The sequence below is a fragment of the Roseibium sp. QJM3NY_11 genome (assembly GCF_056173175.1).
In genome coordinates, this window is the sequence record NZ_CM149660.1 from 3033768 (window position 1) to 3049708 (window position 15941).

Genomic DNA, 15941 nt, shown 5'->3' on the forward strand with positions numbered 1-15941 from the left:
TGAGGGTACAGCGCCGCTCATTGAGCGGCGTCTTTTGTTTCTCCGTCAGCTCCGCGCAAGCCCGATACCCGACAGTGCGCTCAACCGGGTCCAGCACAAGGGAAAGTGCAATGCCATCAGATTTTACCAGTTTCCGGGCCATCGGCTTGCTGGCACTTGCAGCAATTCCGCTTGTCGTCAGCGGGACGGGTGCCACGGCACAATCTCCGCGCCAGAAGCCGACAGTCGAGATCGACGTGGAGACCGTCCTGCCTCCTGGAGACAGCGAACTTTATTGCAAGAACATTGCCGAGGCGGCGTCTGATGCCCGCATCCAGTGGCAGACCTGGAAACTGATCAGCCTGGAGGCACGTCTCCGGGACCGGATCAGCGAATTGCAGCGCACGGAAAAGGACTTCGAGAAATGGGTCAAGCGCCGCGAGGACCTTCTCAACGAGGTCGAGGACCAGGTGGTGTCAATCATCGGGCGGATGCGTCCGGACGCGGCGGCGGCGCAATTGTCCACGACGGATGAAGAGGCGGCCGTGGGCGTTCTCCTGAAACTCAAGGCCCGGGTTGCCAGCAGCATTCTCGATGAGATGGAGCCGTCCCGGGCCGCGCAACTTACCCAGTCGATGATGGGCCTCACCAAGCCGGAACCACAACGGAGTTTCTGATGCGCGTCCTTTTGATACCTTTTGGAGCTCTTGTGCTGAGCGGGTGTGCCGGCCAGCTGGAAGACGTGGGCAGAGCGCCCGAAATGTCACCGGTCGGCTACGGCCTCGCCGCGCAGCCTACAACGATGTATCCGGCCAGCACGTTCGGCAAGGGCAGGGTGAAAGACTACAACTCCCTGTGGGCCAGCGGTCGTGACAATTTCTTCGCCGATCCGAGGGCGAAAAAGGTCGGTGATGTTCTGACGGTGACCATCCAGATCAATGACCGCGCCAATCTCGACAACAGCTCCGACCGGCGCCGGGTGTCCGATCTGGGCATCGGCGGGGCGCTTGGCGCGACCTGGGACGGCAACACGACGAACGGTGAAGCTAACATGGGTGTGGATTCCGGATCCGGATCCGCTGGGTCGGGCTCCATCGACAGGTCGGAGGAAATCAATCTCTCCGTTGCCGCTGTGGTCACCGAACGGCTTCCCAACGGCAATCTCGTGATCGCCGGGTCGCAGGAGGTCCGTGTGAACTACGAGATGCGCATCCTGCAGATCGCCGGGATCGTGCGACCGCGGGACATTCAGGCCACCAACACCATTCCCTACGACAAGATCGCGGAGGCACGGGTTTCCTATGGCGGACGCGGCCGAATTTCCGAAGTGCAGCAGCCTGGCTGGGGCCAGCAGATCTACGACATCGTAACGCCGTTCTGATCCTGGCAAGCAGCGGAAAGACCGACATGACAAATCTCATCGAGGGGCCGTCCGAACGGGCCGGCCAGTCCTCCCGCAAGTCCGGGTATTTCGCGGCGCTGTTCCTATTGACCCTCGTCGCGGGTGGGGCCGGAGCCGGTCTGGCCAAATATGTTTCCGACTATACGGAACAGGAAGTTCACGGCCGGATCCGCCAGCAGCAGAGCTTCACGGAAACCATGCCGTTTTCACCCTCAACCCGGCTTCAGGTGCTTGAACCGCTGGTGACCAATCTCGCGTCTCCGAGCGAGGCATGGATCAGGCTTCAGGCTTCGGTGCTTTTGGACAAGGACACCGAAGGCGATGTCTCCGTCATGAAGAAGAAGGTCGAGGATGACTTTCTGAGCTACCTGCGGACGCTGACATTGTCGCATCTGGAAGGGGGTGTCGGTCTTCAGCATCTCAGGGAAGACCTCACCGAACGGGCCCGGACCCGGACAAAGGGACAGATCCACGAAGTCATTCTGGAGTCGGTGGTAATTCAATGATCCGTTTTTTCATTGCAGGAGCAGCGTTGCTCCTGATGACGGGCGCGGCCGTCGCGCAGGTGCCCGATCTGTCGTCCTTGCTGCCGGCGGGCGAGGGCAGCGCGAGCGGACGTATCGTCCAGGTGATCGCGCTGATGACGGTGCTGTCGCTGGCGCCGGGGATCCTGATCATGGTGACAAGCTTCACCCGGTTCGTGATCGCTTTTTCCTTTCTCAGGTCGGGTATCGGCCTCCAGACAACACCCGGAAACCTCATCCTTATCTCGCTGGCGCTGTTCATGACGTTCTACGTGATGGCGCCAACCTTCGACAAGGCGTGGGAAGACGGCATACAGCCGCTGATGAACAACGAGATTTCCGAGGAAGTCGCTTATGTTCGCATCACCACTCCGTTCCGGGAATTCATGCTGAGCCAGGTGCGCGAAGAGGACCTGGTGCTGTTTGACGATCTGGCTGCCGGCCGGATTACGGAAAACGAAGCTGCGTCCGCGGAAGAAGTCGAGCTCCGTGTTCTGATCCCGGCTTTCATGATTTCCGAATTGCGTCGGGGTTTCGAGATCGGATTTCTGATCGCGCTGCCATTTCTCGTGATTGATATGATCGTGGCGACGATCACCATGTCGATGGGCATGATGATGTTGCCGCCGACGGTGATTTCCCTGCCTTTCAAGGCCTTGTTCTTTGTTCTGATCGACGGCTGGAACCTTCTGGTCGGAAGCCTGATCCGGTCATTTATTTAGCCCTGAACGTGCACTCACGCCGTTCAGGGCAATCGATATTCCGCCGCAAGATTCAATCGCTTCCGATATTATCGTCTGCTGGGCTGTAGCAGGTTTTGATGCCGTCATCGCGAACGCTGCGAAGCGTGGATCCGGGATCGATAAGCCGGACAAATTTTCAAAAAAAATACGATAACCGAAGCCTGCAGCTCTGCGGGTTTCGGATGCCAGGTTCCGGGGCGCATGTTGCCCGGCCGCGAGGACGACGGTTCGGGAACGGCCGTGCCGGCAGCCCGGCCCGTGAAACGCCCGCAAGAGATGTTTTCGACTTGAAGGTCACCGGTTCCAGGCAGAAAGATCAAATTGCCACCACCCTGGTAAGCTTCACGCAAGGTCCGGCCACTAGGGTCTTATCTACAGCAGGTTGAGCCGCCACCTACCAGGGTTCAAAAGCATGAAGCTGCTCCTGCTGTGCCGGTGGAAATCCGGCATGTCCCACCAATACCAGTACAAACTGAAACATTGAAAGGGACATATCATGTCTAGCTTGATGACCAACGCTTCCGCAATGACCGCTCTGCAGACCCTGCGGAGCACCAACTCCAACCTGGCAGAGACGCAGAACCGCATCTCCACCGGCTACCGAGTTGGCGGCGCGGAAGACAACGCAGCCTACTGGTCCATCGCAACCACCATGCGTTCCGACAACATGGCTCTCGGTGCCGTTGAAGACTCCCTGGGTCTGGGTGCTGCGACCGTCGACGTCATGTACACTGCAATGGACAGCACTGTTGATGTCATGAACGAGATCAAAGCCAAGGCTGTTGCCGCCAAGACACCGGGTGTCGATCGCGGCAAGATCCAGGCCGACATCTCCGAACTGCAGAACCAGCTGCGTTCCACGGCTGACTCGGCTGTCTTCAACGGCGAAAACTGGCTCTCGGTCGACTCGGGTGCAGCAGGTTACGCTGCCGCCAAGGACATCGTGGCTTCGTTCTCCCGGGCCGGTGGTGCCATCTCCATCGAGACCATCACGATCGACACCACAGGTACGGAACTCTACGATGATGCCGATCAGTCCGGTATCCTCGATCAGGACCGCGGTTTCGCAGCTCTTACCAACGTCACCGGCGACGGTATCGCGGATCTCGACATTTCCGCTGTGACCGATGCTGACCTTGCTGGTCTGGACACTGTGATCTCCGGTATTGATGCCGCTCTTGGCGACATCACCGACGCCGCAACGACCCTGGGTTCCGTCAAGAGCCGCGTCGATCTGCAGATGGACTTCGTGTCCGCTCTGCGTGACGCCATCGACCGTGGTGTCGGCCAGCTCGTTGACGCTGACATGAACAAGGAATCGACCCGTCTCCAGGCTCTGCAGACACAGCAGCAGCTCGGCATCCAGGCGCTGTCGATCGCGAACCAGGGCAGCCAGAACATCCTGTCCCTGTTCCGTTAATCCGCAACGGATTTCTGGAAATGAGGACCGCGCCCTCCGGGGCGCGGTCTTTTTTTGTCCGGTCCGCCCTTCAGGGCGCCGGCAGGACGGCATGACAGGCTCGCGCAAGCTCCAACCCGAATAGTGGCCCGAACAAAATGTTACGCGCATGAAGGGGTTACGCATGCCGGGCCGTGAACACGCCGAGAAACTCTGGGCAAATCTGATGGAACTGGGCGCGCGCAGATTGATCGCGCTCGCCCTTATCGGGCTCGCTACAATCGCGACCGTAGGCGCGGGAGCGTTTTACCTGAGCCGTCCGGAACAGACCATCCTCTACACCGGCCTGGACGGGGAGGATGTCACCCGGATCGGGTCCGCGCTCCGCGATGCCGGTATTCCCTTCGACATCAACGCGGATGGCAGCGCGGTTCTGGTCAGCCACGCGCAAACGGCGAAGGCCCGCATGCTGCTGGCCGAAAAGGGTCTGCCGCGCGGTGCAAATTCCGGCTACGAGCTGTTTGACGAACTCGGGTCCCTCGGCCTGACCTCCTTCATGCAGGAAGTCACCAGGGTGCGTGCCCTGGAAGGGGAACTGGCCCGGACCATTCAGCTGATGCAGGGCATACGTGCGGCCCGGGTTCACATTGTTCTGCCGGAAAAAGGGTCTTTTCGCCGCGATCAGCAGCCGCCGTCCGCCTCGGTGGTGATCCGCTCCGATGTTCCAGACGACGTGCGCACCGCCGATGCCATTCGGCATCTGGTGGCCGCGGGTGTTCCCGGCATGGAAGCCGGCAAGGTGACCGTTCTGGACACATCCGGTGGCATTCTGGCCGCAGGCGAGGACCCGACAAAAGCCTCCGCCGGACAGCTGGCGAGCCTTGAAACCGCGGTCGCCAAGCGGATCCAGGAAAACATCAGAAAGACACTGACGCCCTATCTCGGTCTGGAAAATTTCCAGGTCAGCGTCGCGGCCGAACTCAACACCGACCGGAAAACCATAGCGGAAACGATCTTCGATCCCGATTCTCGGACCGAGCGCTCTGTCCGCACGATACGGGAAAACGAGAACGCTCAGAATTCGAGCTCTACCGCTCCGACGACCGTGGAGCAGAACCTTCCCGAAGAAGACGTTTCCGCCGAGAACGGTGAACGCTCGAGTGAGGAAAACGAGCGCCGCGAGGAAACCGTCAACTATGAAATATCCTCAAAGCGGGTCGAAACCTTACAGGACGGGTATCGTGTCGACCGTTTGTCCATCGCAGTGCTCGTGGACAAGCTGCGGCTCCAACAGTCTCTCGGCGGCGAACCGACACAGGCCCAACTTCAGGAACAGCTGACCGAAATCGAGGCACTGGTCGCATCGTCCGCCGGTGTGGAAAGCACCCGCGGCGATCATGTGAAGGTCTCTGTTGTCGACTTTGTCGATAGCGGCCGGGCGCTGGAACCCATCCCTCCGGTCAGCATCACGGAATACCTGTTGCGTCAGTCGGGCAACATCATCAACGCGCTCGCCATCCTGACCGTCTCGATGCTTGTGATCTGGTTCGGTCTGCGTCCGGCCGTGGCCGCGCTCGTGCCGCAGGTGTCCGCGCCCCAGGTCGAAATGGCCGAACTGGGCATGTTGCCGGACGGTTCGGAAAGCGTCGCCGAGGACATGGAAGGTGAACAGACCTTCCTGATGCCGCCCGACCATTCCGACCTGCTGCAGGATCTCAACAGCAAGCGCAACAAGTCTGCTCTCAGGAAGCTGGAGTCCCTGCTGGAATTCAACGAGGAACAGTCCGCGGCGATCCTGCGCCAGTGGCTCTATGATTCGGAGCGCGTCTGATGTCGACTTCCATTGCCTCCCATATTCCCGTCCTGTCGGTTCCCACATTCAAGTCGTTCGGCGCATGTGAATCGTCTCTGGTCGAAGTTCTGGTACCAAGCAACGACCGGATGCCCGAACCGGCCATCGAGGACCGGCTTCTGGCCGAATTCGAACGGGGTGTAGGCGAGGGTGCCGACCGGACACGCGCGCATTATGAAGCGATCCTGGAGCAGGAACGGGCCGACCACGCGAAACTTCTCGAAGAAGAGCGCATCCGTTTCGACATGCGGGAGGCGGCCAATGTCAGCGCGGCGATCGAAGGCTTTGTCGACATCGCGGAACAGCGCCTGTCGTACTCCGTGGCCAGGCTGCTGCAGCCCTTTCTCAAGGACCGCATCGTCGACGAGCTTGTTGCCGCCTTCGGCACCAACCTGCGGCAGCTGACCGAAAACGACGAGGACAAGTGCATTCGTTTGCGCGGTCCCGAAAGCCTGGTTTCCCGGGTTCTCGAGCTGTTGCCCGATCTGCGCGAGCGGATCGATGCGCAATTCGCCGATCAGGTGGAACTTGTTGCGATATTTGATGAAACCACGATCGAGACCCGGCTTGGGCAATGGCTTGCCCAAGTGGATGAGCTTCAAGGGGAGGCAGACTGATGCTGGACGGCGTCCCGAACGAAATTGTCATTGTCCGACGCAAGAACAGCTGGGATGAAGAGCATTTGCCGCATGGCGTCTGGAAGATCGCATATGCGGATTTCATGACCGCGCTGATGGCGTTCTTCCTGGTGATGTGGCTGATCAACGTTACGGATGACAGCGTGCGCCGCGGCGTTGCCCAGTATTTCAACCCGGTCAAGCTGGCGTCGACCGCACCGAACCGGAAGGGTCTGAACGATCCGGATGTCGACGGCGAAACCAATCAGAGTGGCACCAAGATGTTCAAGGGCATGCTGGGCGGCTCCGAGAAACCGGTCGACCAGGATGCGAATTTCGGTACCGGCATCCGGTCCGGTCACAAACCGGAGGACATTGAGATTGTGTCCGAACAAGGTGGCGTTCCCGCTGCCGGCCAGTTCACCCAAAGACACGCTGAATCGATCCTGTTCTCCGATCCATACGCGGTCCTGGACACACTGGCCGACGAGATCCGGGTTGCCGAGACTCTGGAGGACAACCCGAACGGTATCGGCACGGGCCTGGAGCAGCAGGAGGGAGCGCAGGGCGGTCAGGCGTACCGCGATCCGTTCGATCCGCTGTTCTGGCAATTCCGTCCCGGTCGCGGTGTCGACGGTGCCCACACCGAGGCGGATCTGGCCACCCCCGGGTCGCGTCCAGGCGACAGCGAAGCCACACAAGACGGCCCCACTCTTCAGCCGCGACGGCGCGCGGACGGGACACTGGAAGATCCGTTGGACGGCTTCGCACCGTTGGCACACGCGGGATCCAGCCTCTTCGAGCACAGTGGAACCGGGCCGCAGGCCGAGACAGGTGACGGCGCCGAGGCGATGATCGCGCACGTCACCGGCCAGGATCAGCAGCAGGCGCCGGAAACAGGAATCGCGCCGCAGGACGGCTGGGAATCGGCCGGGGAATATTTCGAGGATTTCGAGGCAGGCGCCCCGGCAACGTCCATCGGCACCGTGGTCTCCCGTCTTTCTGAAGTTCTTGAGGAGACGGACGGAACGGTCCTTGAGGAAACCGCCAGCCTGATCACCGTCACCCGCGAGGGCGACAGCGCCCTGATCAGTCTGACGGACGACCAGAACTTCGGCATGTTCGCCATCGGCTCCGCCGAGCCCCGTCCCGAGCTGGTCAAATTGCTCGAGCGGATCGGCGCGGTCATTGCCGACACGCCGGGCCGGATCGTGATCAAGGGACATACGGATGCCCGGCCGTTCCGGAGCGCGGCCTATGACAACTGGCGCCTGTCCTCCGCAAGGGCTCACATGGCGCTTTACATGCTCGCGCGCGGCGGCGTTGCCAAAGACCGCTTCGATCGCATCGAGGGGGCCGCGGACCGTCATCTGAAAATTGCCACCGATCCTTATGCCGCCGGCAACCGGCGGGTTGAAATCTATCTTCTGGAGACAGCAGGATGACCGGCATGGCCTTCATGTTCAAACCGGGAAGGACGGGGCTTCTCCTGGCGCTGGTTCTGGTGGTGCTGATTCTGCGCTCCGCAACCGGCATGGCACAGAATGCCGCCGGTGTTCCGGCCGGTTCCCAGCCTTACGAGATGATCCGGTCGCTGCAATCGCTTCAGGAGCAGATCTCGCAGGGAAACAGCCACGCGATGCTCGCTCAAAGACGGCTTCTGGGCAAGATGGACACGGTGTTTCCGGATCTGCCGCCGGAAGTCTGGCTTGAGCCGCGCAATGCGCGGGCCGCAGTGGTGCATCTGCTGAGCGGCGGCCATCCCAGGGTCATGCGGGGTCTTCTGCTGGTCGACCCGGCACCGGCGATCGACAGGCGGCTCATGGAAGCGTCCCTGGCGTATGTCGAGGGGCGGGAAGAGGACATGCTGGAACTGCTGGAGGAGATCGATCCCCTTGAGCTGCCGGCAAGCATTGGCGGACATGTTGCGCTCGTCAAGGCGGCGCCCTACATCCGCACCGATCCGGCAAAAGCGATGGAACTCCTGCAGATCGCCAGTCTGCTGATGCCCGGAACCCTTGTGGAGGAAGCCGCGCTGCGCCGGGAGGTTTTCGTCGCCGGCATGATGGCCGATATCGAACGCTTCCGCGTGCTCAGCATCCGTTATCTGCGCCGTTTCCGGCAGTCCGTTTACGCAGGTGATTTCCGCCGCCGGTTCGCGCTCGCCCTGGATACGCTCGGTTTTGTCCAGAGCGAGGACAAATTCGCGCTGCTTGACCCCGTGCTGCACGAATTCGATGCGGACTCCCGGCGCGGGCTGTATCTGAGGCTGTCCCGGTCGGCCCTTCTGGCCGGTCACCTGGAAGTCGCGCGCAAGGCGACGGCCGAGGCGCTGGAGCTTTCGGTCGAAGGAACCAAGGAACACGAGATCCTGAAGATCTATCTGGCGGCCTCGAGGCTCGATCCGGAAATGATCACCGCCAATCGGGATCTCTTGTGGTCCATCGATAAACAAATGCTGACCGGCCAGGATCTTGCGATGCTCGACGGGGTCTACACCGTGCTCAACACCATCCGGCATTTTCCAGAGCCGCCCGAAAACGTGATCGGCGAGTTCAACGTTGCCAGCAAAATCGCCGCACCGGAAGATCGTGACTGGATCACAACGGACATGGACCTGGCCGAAGGCCTCTTGCGCCGGACGGACAAGTCCCTTTTGCAACTGGGAGAGCATGATGACCGGTAACACCAGCGCCCTTGTTCAGTCCGCGCCGTCCCCCGGAAAACCGTCCGACACCTCCTCGACGGATCGCAGGCAGGCCTCGTCGAAGGACGCGGCGGCGGCTTTCCAGTCGGTTCTGAAAGGCATGAAAGACGGTGATGCGCCGATCGAGGGCGGCGGCCGGAGGCGTCAGGAGGATGCTGCTCAGGCCGGAGCCGATCAAGGCAATCCGGAGACCGGGAATGCTCCTGACCGGGCCGAGGCCGATGCCACAGCAAACGCAGGCGGAAATGGCAGTGGCTCGGGCGCAGCTCAGGTCGCCTTTTCCACGAGCAATCTCGTCGATGCCCTGCGCGACTTCTCGCACACCGTGCTGGCGCCTTTTGCGGCAGCCGGAGAGCTGAATGAGGGGGCGGCAACAGGCCTGCCAGAAGGGCTCGCCCGGGTCGGTGGAGAAACATCCGCAGCGGCTCTCGGCCTCTCGTCGGCTGCGATATTTGCCGCGCAGCCAGCGCAGAATACCGGGGGCGGCCAGTTCGTCCGGGCCAACGTACCCGGTGCGCCACTGCGCGGGACGCCGGAAGGTGGACTTCAGCAAGCGGCCGGCGGCGACGGGGCAGGGCGCATCGGCACGTCCTCTCTCTTCGCGCAGTTCGGTGTGGAACCCGAAGCCGTCGCCGATCCCCTGACTGGTGGCGGTCGCGGATCGCTTTTGCCGGAGGAGGCCAGCGGAACGGTCAAGATCCTTCAGCAGGAGACCCATTTCGCGCCGAACATGCGTCTGTCGCCGGCCCAGCAGGTGGGAGACCAGCTCGCGTCCGCATTGAAGTCCATAACGGCGGACGATGCACCGGTGCAGACAGGCCTGACCCACAAGGCCGAAGGGCCGGTTCTCAAAACGCTGGATATCCAGCTTAACCCGCATGAACTGGGCACCGTGAAAGTGTCCCTCAGGATGGTTGGCGACAGCGTCGAGGTGACACTTCAGACAAGCAATCCACAGACCGCAGATCTTCTGAAACAGGACCGGCTGTTGCTCGATCAGATGCTCAGGACGACCGGGTTCAAGGCCGATACCATCACGATACAGGCCGCTGACGACCGGGGCACGGTGCAATCCGGCGCGAATGCCAACGGCAATTCGTCGATGGGCCAGAACGGATCCGGACCCGGTTCATTCAGTGACGGCCAGGCCCAGAACGGCGGCAGCGGCAACAACGGCCAGCGCCAGGGCCAGCCGCAGGCGCATGAGGACCGGTTGCTGCAATCCGAGACAGTGAAAGGAAAGGGACATGAGGACAATACTGGCATCAGCCTTTCTGACGGCATCTATCTTTAGCACGGCAGCGAGCCTGCCTGTCGCCGCCGAGGTGCAGAATGTCTGCGAGCGCGAGATGGCTGCCGCCGCACGGCACTACAAGGTGCCGCTCGGCGTTCTTTACGCCGTCGGCCTTACGGAAACAGGGCGGCGCAACGCGCTTTATCCCTACGCGCTGAACATCGAGGGAAAATCCGTGTTTCCGCCAAGCCGACAGGCGGCCAAGCTGGACGTGATCCAGGCACAGCGGCACGGCAAGAAGCTGATCGATATCGGCTGCATGCAAATCAATCACCACTATCACGGCGACAAGTTCCGTTCGGTCGAGCACATGCTGGAACCGCGCGCGAATGTCCGCTACGCGGCCCGTTTCCTCAAGGATCTGCGCCGCCGCCAGGGCTCATGGACCATGGCCGTGGCGCGCTATCATGCAGGCCCGAACAACAATCCCGCCCAAAAGCGGTACGTCTGCACGGTGATCAGGAACATGGTCGCCTCCGGTTTTGGCAAATGGACCAGGAACTCCCGGAGTTTTTGCGAAGTCTAAACACCTGTTTCATTGGCATTCACGGATGCCAATGCTTTTGTTTTACCTGATATGTAAAATTTTAATCAAAAAAGAAACTGAATATAAAGATAACTTATTTCGATTGAACAGCCTCGCACAAGTTATGTCGGTTTGACTGTGTCCAGTTGATTTGGAAACAGGAGACCTGTGATGGGCCTTTTCGGAGTGATGCGCAGCGGCGTTTCCGGCATGAACGCGCAATCGAGCAAGCTCGGTACCGTTGCCGAAAACATCATGAACTCGAGCACGACAGGCTACAAAAGAGCCCAGTCGGAATTTTCTTCCCTGGTCGTTTCGCAAGGAGCGGGCTCGTTCAATTCGGGTGGTGTCGAGGCACAGACCCAGTATCAGGTGACGAAGCAGGGCAACATCAGCTTCACCACCTCCAAGCTGGACCTTGCCGTCGACGGCAACGGCTTCTTCGTGGTCGGCAATGAAACGGGGGAAAGCTTCCTGACACGCGCTGGCCATTTCGTGCCGGACGGCGACGGATTTCTTCTGAACACCGCCGGCTACTACCTGCAGGGCTACCCGATCGACGGCAACACGGCCCCGACGACCGTCGCCAACGGCCTGGGCGGCCTGGAGCGGATCAACATCACCCAGAACCAGCTGGAAGCGACACCGTCCAGCGAAGCCTTTCTGAGGGTCAATGTCAGCGAGGACGCGGCCATCGTGCCGGCGGCCGATCTGCCGTCGGCGAACGCCGCGACATCGACCTTTTCCCACAAGACCTCGATGATCGTCTACGACAATCTCGGCAACGAGGTGAAGCTCGACGTCTACTATTCCAAGGTGACGGAAACAGCCGCGGATTCCGACTGGGAAGTCGCCGTCTATGACGCCGCCGATGCCGCGGCGGGCGGCGGATTTCCCTATGGCGCCCCCGCGCTGAACACCCAGACCCTGACCTTCAACGTCACCACAGGCAACCTGACCGGTGCCAGCCCGACGGACATCAATATCACGGTCCCGAACGGCGGTACCTTCGACCTGGATCTCGACCAGTCGACCTATCTCAATGCCGACTTCACCGTGACCAATGTGGATGCCAACGGCAACGCGCCGAGTTCGGTCAAGAACGTCGAGTTCGACGACGACGGCACGCTCTACGCCATCTACGAAAACGGCGACCGCCGGGCGATCTACCAGATCCCGATTGCCAACGTCCCCAGTCCCGACAGGCTCACGCCGACCTCCGGCAATGTCTACAGCACGTCCTTCGATTCAGGCGATGTGCGCGTCAGTTTCGCCGGCGAGGGTGGCATGGGCACGATCAAGGTCGGTGGGTTGGAGGATTCCAACGTCGATCTCGGCAACGAACTGACCTCCATGATCGAATCCCAGCGGACCTACACCGCAAACTCGCAAGTTTTCAAGGCAGGGTCCGATCTGCTGGAGCAGCTCGTGAACCTGGTCCGCTAACGCGGTCACACCACAAACTGGAAAGTTCAGACCATGAGTTTGTCCGTCGCCCTCAAGGTTGCCCAGTCCGCTCTGGCGGCAAGGCAAACGGAATCCTCCGTGATCGCCCGGAATGTTTCGGGCGCCCAGGATCCCGGCTATTCCAGAAAGTCCGTTCTGCTGAGCCAGACCTATACCGACAGCGGCCAGGCCGGGGGCCTCAAGGTCGACGGCATCGGGCGGGTCACCGACAGCGCGCTCTATTCCTCGCTGCTCCAGTCCACGTCGACCGGAACGTCTCAGGAATCTGTGCTCGCTGGATTGACCCGCCTGGCGGAAACCACCGGGGATACCCAGAACCAGATGTCGGCCGCGGCGCGGCTTGGCGAGTTGAAGCTGTCGATCCAGAACTTCGCTTCCGACCCAAACAATGCCATCCAGGCGCAGGACGTCCTGCAGTCTTCCAAGACCATGGTTGACACCCTGCAATCGAACTCCGCGCTGGTTCAGGACGTGCGGGCCGACGCGGATGCCGACATGGCGACCTCGGTCCGGGAAATCAACACGCTGCTGTCGCAGCTTGAGGATCTCAATTCGGTCATCGTGCGCGGCACGCAGGCAGGATCGGACGTGAGCGATGCGCTCGACAGCCGCGACCAGGTGCTGTTGAGCCTGTCCGAGGAAATCGGCATCACGACGCTCAATCGCAGCGACGGCGACATCGTTGTCTATACCGACAGCGGCGTGACCCTGTTCGAGACCACGGCCAGAGAGGTCTCCTTTGAGCCGACCGTGGTCTACGGAGCGGCCACGACGGGCAATTCTGTCACGGTCGACGGTGTGCCCGTCGCCGGTCCGGGAGCCGTCATGGAGATCAGGTCCGGTCGCCTGCATGGCCTTGCCGAACTGCGCGACGATGTCGCTGTGACCTATCAGAACCAGCTCGACGAAATCGCCCGCGGTCTCATCGAAGCCTTTGCCGAGAGCGACCAGAGCGGCGGCGGCGGGCCTGACCAGGCCGGTCTGTTCACCTGGGCCGGCGGTCCGGCCCTGCCGGCCGCGGCGACCCTGGTTCCCGGACTGGCCGCGGAAATCTCCATCAATGCCAATGCCGATCCGGATCAGGGCGGCGATCTCGATCGTCTGCGCGATGGCGGCATTTCCGATCCGCTCGATCCCGACTACGATTACAACCCTTCTGGAGCGGCCGGATATTCCGACCGCCTGCAGGAGCTGGTTTCGGCTTTCGACGCGGACACCGTCTTCGACGGCTCTGCCGAACTGGACCCGTCGGATTCGCTCAGCGGTTATGCGGCGTCCTCGGTCAGCTGGCTGGAAAGCGGCCGCAAGACCATGACCAGCAATGTCGAGGTGCAGAGCGTCATTCTCGGACGCACGGCGGAGAACCTCAACAACAAGACCGGCGTCAACATCGACGAGGAAATGACGCTGCTTCTCCAGATCGAACGGTCTTATTCGGCGGCATCCCGCCTGATCTCGGCCGTCGATGCCATGCTCGAAGATCTTCTGGCCGCAGCGAGGTAAGCCATGAAAACCACCTACATATCGACGATCTCCCTTGCCGACGCCTCGCGCAGGCAGATCCAGAACCAGTCCAGCCTCGTCCAGAAGCTCGGTGTGGAATTGTCTTCCGGCCGCAAATTCGACGTCGGTCTCGATCTCGGGACCCGGACGGGCGAAGCGGTGTCGCTGCGGTCCGAATTCAACTTTCTGGATGGCATCATCGACACCAATGCGCTGGCCGCCTCCCGCCTGGATGTCAGTCAGGCGGCCATGGCCGACATCCTGAGCGATGCCAATGACTTTCTGTCGACGCTTGTCGCCCTGCGCGAGAACGACGGCAGCTCGGATATCGTCAAGGCCGATGCCGTCGGAAACATGGAACTGCTGACCTCGCGGCTCAACAGCCAGCTGAACGGCAGCTTCGTCTTTGCCGGCATCAATTCCGACGTGGAGCCGATTGCGGACTATTCCGATCCCGGGTCTGCCAACAAGATCGCCGCCGACCTCGCATTCTTCGCGGAATTCGGCATCACCCAGTCCGATCCGGGTGTCGCCGCGATCACGCCTGCAGCCATGGACACCTACCTGAACGGCGCATTCGAAACCATGTTCACGGATCCGGCCTGGGGCACTTCCTGGTCCAGCGCCTCCAGCAGTGTCATGGTCAGCCGGATTTCGGCAAGCGAGACGGTGAACAGCTCCGTCAGCGCCAATGAGCAGGCCTTCCGGGACCTTGCGGCGGCCTACACCATGATGTCGGATCTCGGCAACGAGAACCTGGATCCCGGCACCTGGAAAACAGTGGTCGACAAGGCGATCGAAAAGGTCGGCTCGGGGATTGCCGGCGTGACCAGCCAGATGGGCAAACTCGGCAATGTTCAGGAACAGGTCAGTCTCGCCAGCGATCGCCTCAAGGTCCAGACCGACATCCTGAACCGGCGCATCAACGATCTTGAAAACGTGAATTCCGAGGAAACGGCGGTTCGGCTGAACACCGCGCTGACCCAGCTTGAAACCAGCTATGCGGTGACTGCCCGCATGCAGGGTCTCAGCATCCTCAACTACCTGTGACGGTCGGACTGACCGCACGCAGCCATACCAACCTTGAGAGGGCCCATGTACAACCTGTCTTACGCCGAGGTTATGGACGATCTCTGCCCCGACCAGAGACTCAATGAGCATGAGGCAATGTCGATCGTGATCGACAAGCTGAACGTTGCCAGTGAACACGGCATCAAGTCTTCGGAAGCCGTGGACGCGCTGTTCTTCACCAGGCGCTTGTGGAGCTATTTCCTCGAACACCTGGCGGATGATGCCAATGAATTGCCCATCGAGACACGGGCGAACCTGATCTCGGTCGGAATCTGGGTGCTGAAGGAAGTCGAGTCCCTGCGCCAGTGGGAACAGAACGACTTTGCCGACATCATCCAGATCAATTCCATCATCCGCGACAGCCTGGACGGGTAAACTCATGAAAATCGGATTGAAAGCAGGCGAACGCCTGTTCATCAACGGAGCGGTGATCCGCGCCGAACGCAAAACCAATATCGAGCTGATGAACGACGCGGTGTTCCTGCTCGAGGCTCATGTACTGCAGCCGGAGGAAGCGACCACGCCGTTGCGACAGCTCTATTTCATCCTGCAGACGATGATCATGGACCCGGCCTCCGCGAGTGCCGTCCGGGACATGTTCCACATGGTGCTCGGATCGGTGAAGTCGGCCTTCACGAGCCGGGAAATCCTGGGGAGGCTGGAAGAAGTCGAAGACCTTGCAAAATCCGAACGCTGGTTCGAAGCCATGAAGCTGGTGCGGGCGCTTTACCCGGTCGAGGCGCGGCTGATGCTTGCCGAAATGAACAAGGAGACACCGGCGGATCGCGCGGTTTCGCGCCGCGCGGCCCCCAGTCGATTTCACAGCGGTCCGCAACTGGCCGCAGTCTAAGGAGTGA

At 60.9% G+C, this 15941-nt stretch carries 16 protein-coding genes; all 16 read left to right on the forward strand.

What is annotated here, in order from left to right; translation table 11 throughout:
* Positions 1 to 110 precede the first annotated feature (110 nt).
* Positions 111 to 656, forward strand: coding sequence for a MotE family protein (locus tag AC0VX3_RS14050; protein ID WP_475521045.1), 546 nt, complete (start codon positions 111 to 113; stop codon positions 654 to 656).
* Positions 656 to 1360, forward strand: a complete 705-nt coding sequence (flgH, locus tag AC0VX3_RS14055; protein WP_475521046.1) for a flagellar basal body L-ring protein FlgH — start codon at positions 656 to 658, stop codon at positions 1358 to 1360. The genes AC0VX3_RS14050 and flgH overlap by 1 nt, the downstream gene beginning before the upstream one ends.
* Positions 1361 to 1386: 26 nt before the next feature.
* Positions 1387 to 1887 (forward strand): flagellar basal body-associated FliL family protein, encoded by a 501-nt coding sequence (locus AC0VX3_RS14060; RefSeq protein WP_342895058.1) that lies wholly within the window; start codon positions 1387 to 1389, stop codon positions 1885 to 1887.
* Positions 1884 to 2627, forward strand: coding sequence for a flagellar type III secretion system pore protein FliP (gene fliP / locus AC0VX3_RS14065; protein ID WP_475521047.1), 744 nt, complete (start codon positions 1884 to 1886; stop codon positions 2625 to 2627). Before AC0VX3_RS14060 ends, fliP begins: the two co-directional genes overlap by 4 nt.
* 517 nt (positions 2628 to 3144) lie before the next feature.
* Positions 3145 to 4068: a flagellin N-terminal helical domain-containing protein gene (locus AC0VX3_RS14070; protein ID WP_475521048.1), complete on the forward strand. Its 924-nt coding sequence runs from the start codon at positions 3145 to 3147 to the stop codon at positions 4066 to 4068.
* Positions 4069 to 4231: 163 nt separating this feature from the next.
* The gene (fliF, locus tag AC0VX3_RS14075) at positions 4232 to 5878 is read left to right on the forward strand and encodes a flagellar basal-body MS-ring/collar protein FliF (protein ID WP_475521049.1); all 1647 of its coding nucleotides are present in this window, start codon (positions 4232 to 4234) and stop codon (positions 5876 to 5878) included.
* Positions 5878 to 6516: a hypothetical protein gene (locus tag AC0VX3_RS14080; RefSeq protein WP_475521050.1), complete on the forward strand. Its 639-nt coding sequence runs from the start codon at positions 5878 to 5880 to the stop codon at positions 6514 to 6516. The genes fliF and AC0VX3_RS14080 overlap by 1 nt, the downstream gene beginning before the upstream one ends.
* Positions 6516 to 7961 carry a MotB family protein gene (locus AC0VX3_RS14085; protein WP_475521051.1) on the forward strand — a complete coding sequence of 482 codons (1446 nt, stop codon included), beginning with the start codon at positions 6516 to 6518 and terminating at the stop codon, positions 7959 to 7961. Before AC0VX3_RS14080 ends, AC0VX3_RS14085 begins: the two co-directional genes overlap by 1 nt.
* The gene (locus AC0VX3_RS14090) at positions 7958 to 9202 is read left to right on the forward strand and encodes a chemotaxis protein (protein ID WP_475521052.1); all 1245 of its coding nucleotides are present in this window, start codon (positions 7958 to 7960) and stop codon (positions 9200 to 9202) included. The genes AC0VX3_RS14085 and AC0VX3_RS14090 overlap by 4 nt, the downstream gene beginning before the upstream one ends.
* A complete protein-coding gene (locus AC0VX3_RS14095) occupies positions 9192 to 10517 on the forward strand; it encodes a flagellar hook-length control protein FliK (protein WP_475521053.1) in 1326 nt (441 codons plus the stop codon). The genes AC0VX3_RS14090 and AC0VX3_RS14095 overlap by 11 nt, the downstream gene beginning before the upstream one ends.
* A complete protein-coding gene (locus AC0VX3_RS14100) occupies positions 10483 to 11043 on the forward strand; it encodes a transglycosylase SLT domain-containing protein (protein ID WP_475525177.1) in 561 nt (186 codons plus the stop codon). Before AC0VX3_RS14095 ends, AC0VX3_RS14100 begins: the two co-directional genes overlap by 35 nt.
* Before the next feature lie 171 nt (positions 11044 to 11214).
* On the forward strand, positions 11215 to 12489 hold the full coding sequence (locus tag AC0VX3_RS14105; protein ID WP_475521054.1) for a flagellar hook protein FlgE: 1275 nt from the start codon (positions 11215 to 11217) through the stop codon (positions 12487 to 12489).
* A 33-nt stretch (positions 12490 to 12522) separates the two neighbouring features.
* A complete protein-coding gene (gene flgK, locus AC0VX3_RS14110) occupies positions 12523 to 14013 on the forward strand; it encodes a flagellar hook-associated protein FlgK (protein ID WP_475521055.1) in 1491 nt (496 codons plus the stop codon).
* A gap of 3 nt (positions 14014 to 14016) precedes the next feature.
* A complete protein-coding gene (locus tag AC0VX3_RS14115; RefSeq protein WP_475521056.1) occupies positions 14017 to 15063 on the forward strand; it encodes a flagellar hook-associated family protein in 1047 nt (348 codons plus the stop codon).
* Between the two features lie 45 nt (positions 15064 to 15108).
* Positions 15109 to 15459: a flagellar biosynthesis regulator FlaF gene (gene flaF, locus AC0VX3_RS14120; protein WP_475521057.1), complete on the forward strand. Its 351-nt coding sequence runs from the start codon at positions 15109 to 15111 to the stop codon at positions 15457 to 15459.
* Between the two features lie 4 nt (positions 15460 to 15463).
* A complete protein-coding gene (gene flbT / locus AC0VX3_RS14125) occupies positions 15464 to 15934 on the forward strand; it encodes a flagellar biosynthesis repressor FlbT (RefSeq protein WP_475521058.1) in 471 nt (156 codons plus the stop codon).
* Positions 15935 to 15941: the final 7 nt, after the last annotated feature.

Excerpts from the sequence above, each read along its gene's own strand:
- AC0VX3_RS14050 (WP_475521045.1), top strand. The coding sequence starts at position 111 with ATGCCATCAGATTTTACCAGTTTCCGGGCCATCGGCTTGCTGGCACTT.
- flgH (WP_475521046.1), top strand. The coding sequence starts at position 656 with ATGCGCGTCCTTTTGATACCTTTTGGAGCTCTTGTGCTGAGCGGGTGT.
- AC0VX3_RS14060 (WP_342895058.1), top strand. The coding sequence starts at position 1,387 with ATGACAAATCTCATCGAGGGGCCGTCCGAACGGGCCGGCCAGTCCTCC.
- fliP (WP_475521047.1), top strand. The coding sequence starts at position 1,884 with ATGATCCGTTTTTTCATTGCAGGAGCAGCGTTGCTCCTGATGACGGGC.
- AC0VX3_RS14070 (WP_475521048.1), top strand. The coding sequence starts at position 3,145 with ATGTCTAGCTTGATGACCAACGCTTCCGCAATGACCGCTCTGCAGACC.
- fliF (WP_475521049.1), top strand. The coding sequence starts at position 4,232 with ATGCCGGGCCGTGAACACGCCGAGAAACTCTGGGCAAATCTGATGGAA.
- AC0VX3_RS14080 (WP_475521050.1), top strand. The coding sequence starts at position 5,878 with ATGTCGACTTCCATTGCCTCCCATATTCCCGTCCTGTCGGTTCCCACA.
- AC0VX3_RS14085 (WP_475521051.1), top strand. The coding sequence starts at position 6,516 with ATGCTGGACGGCGTCCCGAACGAAATTGTCATTGTCCGACGCAAGAAC.
- AC0VX3_RS14090 (WP_475521052.1), top strand. The coding sequence starts at position 7,958 with ATGACCGGCATGGCCTTCATGTTCAAACCGGGAAGGACGGGGCTTCTC.
- AC0VX3_RS14095 (WP_475521053.1), top strand. The coding sequence starts at position 9,192 with ATGACCGGTAACACCAGCGCCCTTGTTCAGTCCGCGCCGTCCCCCGGA.
- AC0VX3_RS14105 (WP_475521054.1), top strand. The coding sequence starts at position 11,215 with ATGGGCCTTTTCGGAGTGATGCGCAGCGGCGTTTCCGGCATGAACGCG.
- flgK (WP_475521055.1), top strand. The coding sequence starts at position 12,523 with ATGAGTTTGTCCGTCGCCCTCAAGGTTGCCCAGTCCGCTCTGGCGGCA.
- AC0VX3_RS14115 (WP_475521056.1), top strand. The coding sequence starts at position 14,017 with ATGAAAACCACCTACATATCGACGATCTCCCTTGCCGACGCCTCGCGC.
- flaF (WP_475521057.1), top strand. The coding sequence starts at position 15,109 with ATGTACAACCTGTCTTACGCCGAGGTTATGGACGATCTCTGCCCCGAC.
- flbT (WP_475521058.1), top strand. The coding sequence starts at position 15,464 with ATGAAAATCGGATTGAAAGCAGGCGAACGCCTGTTCATCAACGGAGCG.